Origin of the sequence: Bordetella tumbae, assembly GCF_965139195.1 — a bacterium.
Classification (GTDB): domain Bacteria; phylum Pseudomonadota; class Gammaproteobacteria; order Burkholderiales; family Burkholderiaceae_B; genus Bordetella_A; species Bordetella_A tumbae.
The window spans coordinates 1-6,981 of sequence record NZ_CBCSJH010000028.1; the positions used below are offsets into that span (position 1 = coordinate 1).

The 6,981-nt window shown below is 57.3% G+C and carries 6 protein-coding genes, 3 tRNA genes and 1 pseudogene; all 10 read left to right on the forward strand.

The features are described 5' to 3' along the window. Positions 1 to 288 precede the first annotated feature (288 nt). Positions 289 to 2,208, forward strand: a complete 1,920-nt coding sequence (gene mnmG, locus ACNA0J_RS22005; RefSeq protein ID WP_415821029.1) for a tRNA uridine-5-carboxymethylaminomethyl(34) synthesis enzyme MnmG — start codon at positions 289 to 291, stop codon at positions 2,206 to 2,208. Beyond that, positions 2,205 to 2,882, forward strand: coding sequence for a 16S rRNA (guanine(527)-N(7))-methyltransferase RsmG (gene rsmG / locus ACNA0J_RS22010; RefSeq protein ID WP_415821030.1), 678 nt, complete (start codon positions 2,205 to 2,207; stop codon positions 2,880 to 2,882). The genes mnmG and rsmG overlap by 4 nt, the downstream gene beginning before the upstream one ends. Beyond that, positions 2,879 to 3,679, forward strand: a complete 801-nt coding sequence (locus tag ACNA0J_RS22015) for a ParA family protein (RefSeq protein WP_415821031.1) — start codon at positions 2,879 to 2,881, stop codon at positions 3,677 to 3,679. The genes rsmG and ACNA0J_RS22015 overlap by 4 nt, the downstream gene beginning before the upstream one ends. A gap of 174 nt (positions 3,680 to 3,853) precedes the next feature. Next, a complete protein-coding gene (locus tag ACNA0J_RS22020; protein WP_415821032.1) occupies positions 3,854 to 4,777 on the forward strand; it encodes a ParB/RepB/Spo0J family partition protein in 924 nt (307 codons plus the stop codon). Further along, positions 4,770 to 5,774, forward strand: coding sequence for an asparaginase (locus ACNA0J_RS22025; protein WP_415821033.1), 1,005 nt, complete (start codon positions 4,770 to 4,772; stop codon positions 5,772 to 5,774). Before ACNA0J_RS22020 ends, ACNA0J_RS22025 begins: the two co-directional genes overlap by 8 nt. A gap of 187 nt (positions 5,775 to 5,961) precedes the next feature. Next, positions 5,962 to 6,048: transfer RNA gene (locus ACNA0J_RS22030), tRNA-Tyr, on the forward strand. Positions 6,049 to 6,166: 118 nt separating this feature from the next. Then, positions 6,167 to 6,240: transfer RNA gene (locus ACNA0J_RS22035), tRNA-Gly, on the forward strand. 4 nt (positions 6,241 to 6,244) lie between these two features. After that, positions 6,245 to 6,319: transfer RNA gene (locus tag ACNA0J_RS22040), tRNA-Thr, on the forward strand. A 55-nt stretch (positions 6,320 to 6,374) separates the two neighbouring features. Then, positions 6,375 to 6,501, forward strand: a 127-nt coding sequence (locus tag ACNA0J_RS22045; RefSeq protein ID WP_236585750.1) for a GTP-binding protein, incomplete at its 3' end; no start/stop codon positions are given. A 3-nt stretch (positions 6,502 to 6,504) separates the two neighbouring features. Then, positions 6,505 to 6,981 (forward strand): annotated as a pseudogene (locus ACNA0J_RS22050) (GTP-binding protein); the annotation flags it as partial.

A 6,981-nucleotide genomic window follows, 5' to 3' on the forward strand; every position in this document is an offset into this window, starting at 1 on the left:
AACCGAAGGAGCGCAGCGACGAGGTTGACGAAGCGGTGTCGGACGCGCAGGCGGCCGACCGACTNCGTGAAGCGCCNNCCTCACTAGTACCCCACCTCACCGCCAACAGAACTTATTCGCCCCATAGCAGCGACGCCCCCTCAACGTTTCACGTGAAACACAACACCCAACAGCCTAAAACCCGAAAAGATGCCACCCGTTGCAACTTCCCCTCATGTTTCACGTGAAACATCCCCAAGGTCCCCTTTATAATGGAGCCCAACAAGCTCTTTCTCCCATCCCCCCATCATGAATTACCCCAGCGAATTTGACGTGATAGTCGTCGGCGGCGGCCATGCCGGCACCGAGGCTGCGTTGGCAGCTGCCCGCATTGGCGCCAAGACGCTATTGTTGACCCACAACATCGAGACCCTTGGTCAAATGTCCTGCAACCCGTCGATCGGTGGAATAGGCAAAGGACACTTGGTCAAAGAGGTCGATGCTCTGGGCGGAGCGATGGCCATCGCTACTGACGAGGCGGGGATTCAGTTCCGTATTTTGAATGGTTCAAAAGGCCCCGCCGTACGCGCAACCAGAGCGCAAGCCGATCGGGTGCTGTACCGCAAAGCCATTCGTCATCGCTTAGAAAATCAACCCAACCTGTGGCTGTTCCAACAGGCCGTCGACGACCTCATGGTCGAGGGTGATCGAGTCGTAGGTGCCGTCACCCAGATCGGGTTGAAGTTCCGCGCCCGCAGCGTCGTCCTGACAGCCGGTACGTTCCTCAATGGCCTGATTCATGTAGGCATGGAAAACTACTCCGGTGGCCGTGCCGGTGATCCCCCTGCGATCTCCTTGGGCCAACGGTTAAAAGAACTGAAGCTCCCCCAAGGACGGTTGAAAACCGGAACGCCTCCTCGCATCGACGGCCGCACCATCGACTACAGCGTTCTCGAAGAGCAACCTGGCGACCTCGATCCGATTCCCGTGTTCTCCTTTTTGGGCAACACGTCCATGCACCCGCGTCAGCTGCCGTGCTGGATCACGCACACCAATTCCCGTACGCACGACATCATCCGTGCGGGACTCGATCGCTCGCCCATGTACAGTGGCGTCATCGAGGGGGTAGGACCGCGTTACTGTCCATCCATCGAAGACAAAATCCATCGCTTTGCCGACAAGGCATCGCACCAGGTTTTCCTGGAGCCCGAGGGCCTGGATACCCACGAGGTCTACCCCAATGGCGTATCCACCAGCCTGCCATTTGATGTCCAATGGGATTTGATCCATTCCTTGCCCGGGCTGGAAAATGCACACATTCTGCGTCCCGGTTATGCGATCGAGTACGACTACTTCGACCCCCGCGGATTGAAGTCAACGCTGGAAACCAAAGCCATCGCCGGCCTGTATTTTGCAGGGCAAATCAACGGCACGACGGGTTACGAAGAAGCTGCTGCACAAGGTCTATTAGCGGGTGCGAATGCGGCACTGCAATCATTAGAACGAGAGCAGTGGACGCCTCGTCGTGACGAAGCATATTTAGGCGTGTTGGTCGACGATCTCGTGACGCGAGGTGTGACAGAGCCTTATCGCATGTTTACCTCTCGCGCTGAATATCGTTTGAGTTTGCGCGAAGACAACGCAGATCTGCGGTTGACTGAAATCGGCCGCAAATTAGGCTTAGTCGATGATGTCCGCTGGGATGCATTCAGCCGCAAGCGCGATGCAGTAGCCGCAGAAATCGAACGATTGAAATCTACCTGGGTCACTCCGCGCAATTTCCCTGCCGAGGCGGCAGAGCCGCTGCTAGGCAAAGCAATTGAACGTGAGTACTCACTATCAGATTTGTTAAAGCGACCTACCGTGTCTTATGCCACGCTCATGGCGGCCCGTAATATCGATGGTTCATTGTTGGCCGGCCCTGGCGTGTCAGACGATGACATCCTGGCCGAACAAGTCGAAATACAAGTCAAGTACGCGGGCTATATCGCGCGACAACAGGACGAGGTGCAAAAGCACTTGTCGCACGAACAGCAACGTATCCCGACGGATATGAATTACGACGCTGTCAGCAGCCTGTCGTTCGAAGTTCGCCAGAAACTCAAAACGCACCGCCCGGAAACGATCGGGCAAGCTGCGCGCATTTCCGGTGTCACGCCTGCAGCAATCTCACTATTGCTTATCCACCTAAAGCGCCTGCATTACGGCACGCGCAAACAAGCCGCATGAGCCCCGCGTCTGAGGCCAATTTGGCACAGCGCCTGACGCAAGCCTGCGATAGCCTCGGCTTGCCGGTTAATGCTGCACAAACGGATCAATTGCTGACGTATCTGGCACAAATGCAGCGTTGGAATCGCACCTACAACCTGACCGCGATTCGCGACCCCGAACAAATGCTGGTGCAGCATTTGCTCGATAGCCTTAGTGTCGTCAACCCATTGGCCCGCACGTTCGATCCTGCCGTGCCGACCACGGTGTACGACATCGGTTCGGGCGGCGGCCTGCCTGGCGTTGTATTAGCGATCATGTTGCCTGCATGGCAGGTCAGCTGCGTGGATGCCGTGGAAAAGAAAATGGCGTTTGTGCGTCAGATGTCGGGCGTGTTGTCTCTTCCCAATTTACGCGCCATACACGGACGCGTCGAAACCCTCGAGCCCGCGCAATGCGATATCGTCATCTCGCGTGCATTTGCTTCTCTTAACGATTTTGCGTCACTGGCGGGCCGCCACGTGCGCAACGATGGTACCCTCGTTGGCATGAAGGGGAAGGTCCCCGAAGATGAAATTCAAGCCTTGCATCAACAGGGCGAATGGCACGTCGAACATATCCAGGCGCTGCAGGTGCCTCAGCTGGATGCACAACGCTGCCTGATCTGGATGCGTCGTAGTCAAGGAACTCTATGAACACCAAAACGTCTAGCACACGTCCTACGCGCGTGTTTTGTATCGCCAACCAAAAGGGTGGCGTGGGCAAAACCACGACAGCCATCAACCTGGCCGCGGGCTTGGCCACACATGGCAAACGGGTGCTGTTGATAGATCTGGATCCACAAGGCAATGCGACCATGGGCAGCGGCATCGACAAGAGCACGCTGCAATCCACGCTATACGATGTGTTGATCGGTGATGCATCGATTGAACAATCCCGCGTGCGTTCCGATGCGGGCGGCTACGACGTGCTGCCCGCTAACCGCGAGCTGTCTGGTGCCGAGATCGATCTTGTCAACATGGAGGCTCGCGAGCGGCAGTTGAAAGCAGCAATTGGCGCCGTCGCGTCGCAATATGATTTTGTGTTGATCGATTGTCCGCCGACTCTGTCCTTGTTGACCTTGAACGGCCTTGCCGCTGCGCATGGCGTGATCATTCCGATGCAGTGCGAGTATTTTGCTCTCGAAGGCCTCTCCGACTTGGTCAATACCATCAAGCGTGTGCATCGCAACATCAACGAAGACCTGAGCTTTATCGGTTTGCTGCGCGTGATGTTCGATCCGCGGATGACTTTACAACAACAAGTTTCCGCACAGCTGGAATCCCATTTTGGGGATAAAGTATTCACTACGGTGATTCCGCGCAACGTACGTCTTGCCGAGGCCCCCAGTTATGGTTTGCCGGGGGTGGTGTATGACAAGGCCTCACGTGGCGCTCAAGCTTATATTTCTTTCGGCGCCGAGATGGTCAAACGCGTCGAAGCCATGGATTGATCTTTTCATGGCTACTCATCATGCCGTGCTGGGGTTATCCACACGTTCAAGATGGTGGTGATCGGGCGTATTGTTCCCGTTTGCGCGTCAAGGACATGCTTGAACTCGCGCCATCTATGCAGCGTACAAGATATCCACAGCAGGCATAGCAAGTTGTAAAAAGGATTTTTCGACATGGCCACCAAAAAACCCAAAGGTCTGGGTCGCGGGCTGGACGCTCTGCTCGGCGCAGATGGGCCCGCGATCGATACCTTCGCCAAAAAGACGACTGAAGTCGTCAAGCAGGTAGAGGGACCTCCGACGACATTGCTCGTTGGCAAAATGCGCGCGGGCAAGTATCAACCGCGTACCCGCATGGATGAAGGCGCGTTGAACGAATTGGCTGAGTCCATTCGCGCGCAAGGGATCATGCAACCGATCCTGGTGCGCGCGCTCAGCGACGACCCGGGGCATTACGAAATCATCGCGGGCGAACGGCGTTTTCGTGCGGCCCAATTGGCGGGCTTGAAAGAAGTCCCGGTCCTGGTGCGCGAGGTCGCCGATGAGAATGCCGCCGTAATGGCGCTCATCGAAAACATTCAGCGCGAAGACCTCAACCCGCTCGAAGAAGCCCACGGCGTACGCCGTTTGCTCGATGAATTCGGTCTCACCCACGAGCAAGCCGCGACGGCTATCGGCCGTTCGCGTTCCGCGACTAGCAACTTGCTGCGCCTGATGAACCTGGCCGCGCCGGTGCAAACCATGCTGTTGGCCGGCGACATTGATATGGGGCATGCCCGCGCGTTGTTGGCGGTCGAGGCCGCGATGCAGATTCAACTGGCCAACCTCATTATTGCCAAGCGCCTGTCCGTACGCGAAGCCGAAAAACTCGTCGCGAAAGCAGCCAAAGACGTCGATGTCTCTGCTCGGAAAAAAGGCAACGGCGCCTCGCGCGATGTGACACGGCTCGAAGAAGCGCTCTCCGACCAATTGGGTACGCGCGTGGCGCTGAAAGTCGGAGCGCGTGAAAAAGGCCAACTCGTCATCGATTTTCACGGTTGGGAACACCTGAATTCTCTGCTGGAGCGTCAAGGGCTGTCCGGAGTCCTGGATGCCTGAACGCCGTTTGCCGGTCATCGCGGTATTGGCGACAGGGGGGACGATTGCCGGCGCTCAGGCCGACACGGCTTCGCATGCCTATCGTGCCGGCGCTTTAGCGGTAGAGCAATTATTGGACGCCGTACCTGGCTTGGCCCAGTTGGCGGACATACAGGCAGAGCAGGTTGCCAGCGTGGGCAGCCAAAATATGACCCACGCCGTCTGGGCAAAACTGGCCCAGCGTATCGAAAGTCTATGCCAGGACCCGGCCGTTGACGGTATCGTCGTCACTCATGGAACAGATACGCTGGAGGAAACCGCCTATTTTCTCAGCCTGGTGATTCGGCACGACAAACCCTTGGTACTCGTTGGCGCAATGCGTCCCGCTACGGCGCCAGGCGCTGATGGGCCTGCGAATTTGTTCCACGCGGTGGCCCTGGCTGGATGTGAAGCGGCGCGTGGGCGCGGTCCGCTGGTAGTGATGAACGAGGACATTCACTATGCCCGCGAGGTTCAAAAGGTTGCGTGTGCGGGGGTGAATGCCTTTGCTTCGCCGAATCGGGGCAGGGCGGGGGTGATGCGCGGTGCGTACGCTCAGTTTTTCTCCCGCAACGAGACGGTGTACGGCACCGCAAGCGAGTTTTCGATTGAAATGCTCAATGCCGTGGTGTGGCCTCGCGTCGACGTTGTCCATGCGGGCGTGGACATGGGCAGCGATGTAATCGACTTCCTCGCCACGAAGGCGCAAGGCCTGGTGTTGGCTGGCGTTGGCGACGGCAATGCGACCGATGTAGCAATGCGCGCCTTACAGCGCGCTGCCGCTCAAGGCGTGGCCGTTGTCCGTGCCACCCGAGCAGGCAGCGGTCGAGTGGGGCGCAATGTCGAGGTCGATGATGATGCCGCAGGTTTTATTGCTGCTGGCGAACTCAGCCCTCAGAAAGCTCGTATCTTATTGATGCTGGGCCTGTTGATTTCTGCAAATCCGGACCAGCTGCAAGAGTTTTTCGACCGGTACTGAGCATCCACGGGCGCGACGCTCCCAGGCTCGCTTTAAGCCCACGCTACGCCTTGGGTTTGCTGCTCTCCAAGAACGTCAGTTCTGTCCTGGGGCGGCTCGGCGGCAAAAAAATCCTCGGATATACGAAAAAACCCTCGTCGTATTTGACTTTCAATTTAAAAGTGTCCATAATCTCAAGTTCTCCGCTGGAGGGGTGCCCGAGTGGTTAAAGGGGGCAGACTGTAAATCTGTTGGCCTTGCGCCTACATTGGTTCGAATCCAATCTCCTCCACCAGAGACCCATATTCTGAATCCAGGCGGGCTGCCTGGATTCTTGATGTAAAGCCCTGCTGTTTGTGTTTAATCACGTGGCAGGGTGTAGCAAATGTGGGAAGAGTGGTGAAAGGTAGCCCGCGGGTGTAGCTCAATGGTAGAGCAGAAGCCTTCCAAGCTTACGACGAGGGTTCGATTCCCTTCACCCGCTCCAAGCTGCCCATGTGGCTCAGTGGTAGAGCACTCCCTTGGTAAGGGAGAGGTCACGCGTTCGATCCGCGTCATGGGCACCACAAATTTTTTCTTCTCTTCTTAGTCAGAAGCTTCAATCCAGGTCAGGAGTCAGCCATGGCAAAAGGCAAGTTTGAACGTACCAAGCCGCACGTGAACGTGGGTACGATTGGTCACGTTGACCACGGCAAAACGACGTTGACGGCGGCGATCACGACCGTGTTGTCGACGAAGTTCGGGGGCGNNNCCCGCGGCTACGACCAGATCGATGCGGCGCCGGAAGAGAAGGCGCGTGGTATCACGATCAACACGGCACACGTGGAATACGAGACGCAGAACCGTCACTATGCGCACGTTGACTGCCCGGGTCACGCGGACTACGTCAAGAACATGATTACGGGTGCAGCGCAGATGGACGGTGCGATCCTGGTGTGTTCGGCCGCTGACGGCCCGATGCCGCAGACGCGTGAGCACATTCTGCTGAGCCGCCAGGTTGGCGTGCCGTACATCATCGTGTTCCTGAACAAGGCTGACATGGTTGATGACGCCGAGCTGCTCGAGCTGGTGGAAATGGAAGTTCGCGAGTTGTTGTCGAAGTACGACTTCCCGGGCGACGACACCCCGATCATCAAGGGTTCGGCCAAGCTGGCGCTCGAAGGCGACAAGGGCGAGTTGGGCGAGCAAGCGATTTTGGCGTTGGCCGATGCGCTGGACACGTACATCC

Coding starts and splice junctions, on each gene's coding strand:
- ACNA0J_RS22020 (WP_415821032.1), top strand. CDS start 3,854: ATGGCCACCAAAAAACCCAAAGGTCTGGGTCGCGGGCTGGACGCTCTG.
- ACNA0J_RS22015 (WP_415821031.1), top strand. CDS start 2,879: ATGAACACCAAAACGTCTAGCACACGTCCTACGCGCGTGTTTTGTATC.
- ACNA0J_RS22025 (WP_415821033.1), top strand. CDS start 4,770: ATGCCTGAACGCCGTTTGCCGGTCATCGCGGTATTGGCGACAGGGGGG.
- mnmG (WP_415821029.1), top strand. CDS start 289: ATGAATTACCCCAGCGAATTTGACGTGATAGTCGTCGGCGGCGGCCAT.
- rsmG (WP_415821030.1), top strand. CDS start 2,205: ATGAGCCCCGCGTCTGAGGCCAATTTGGCACAGCGCCTGACGCAAGCC.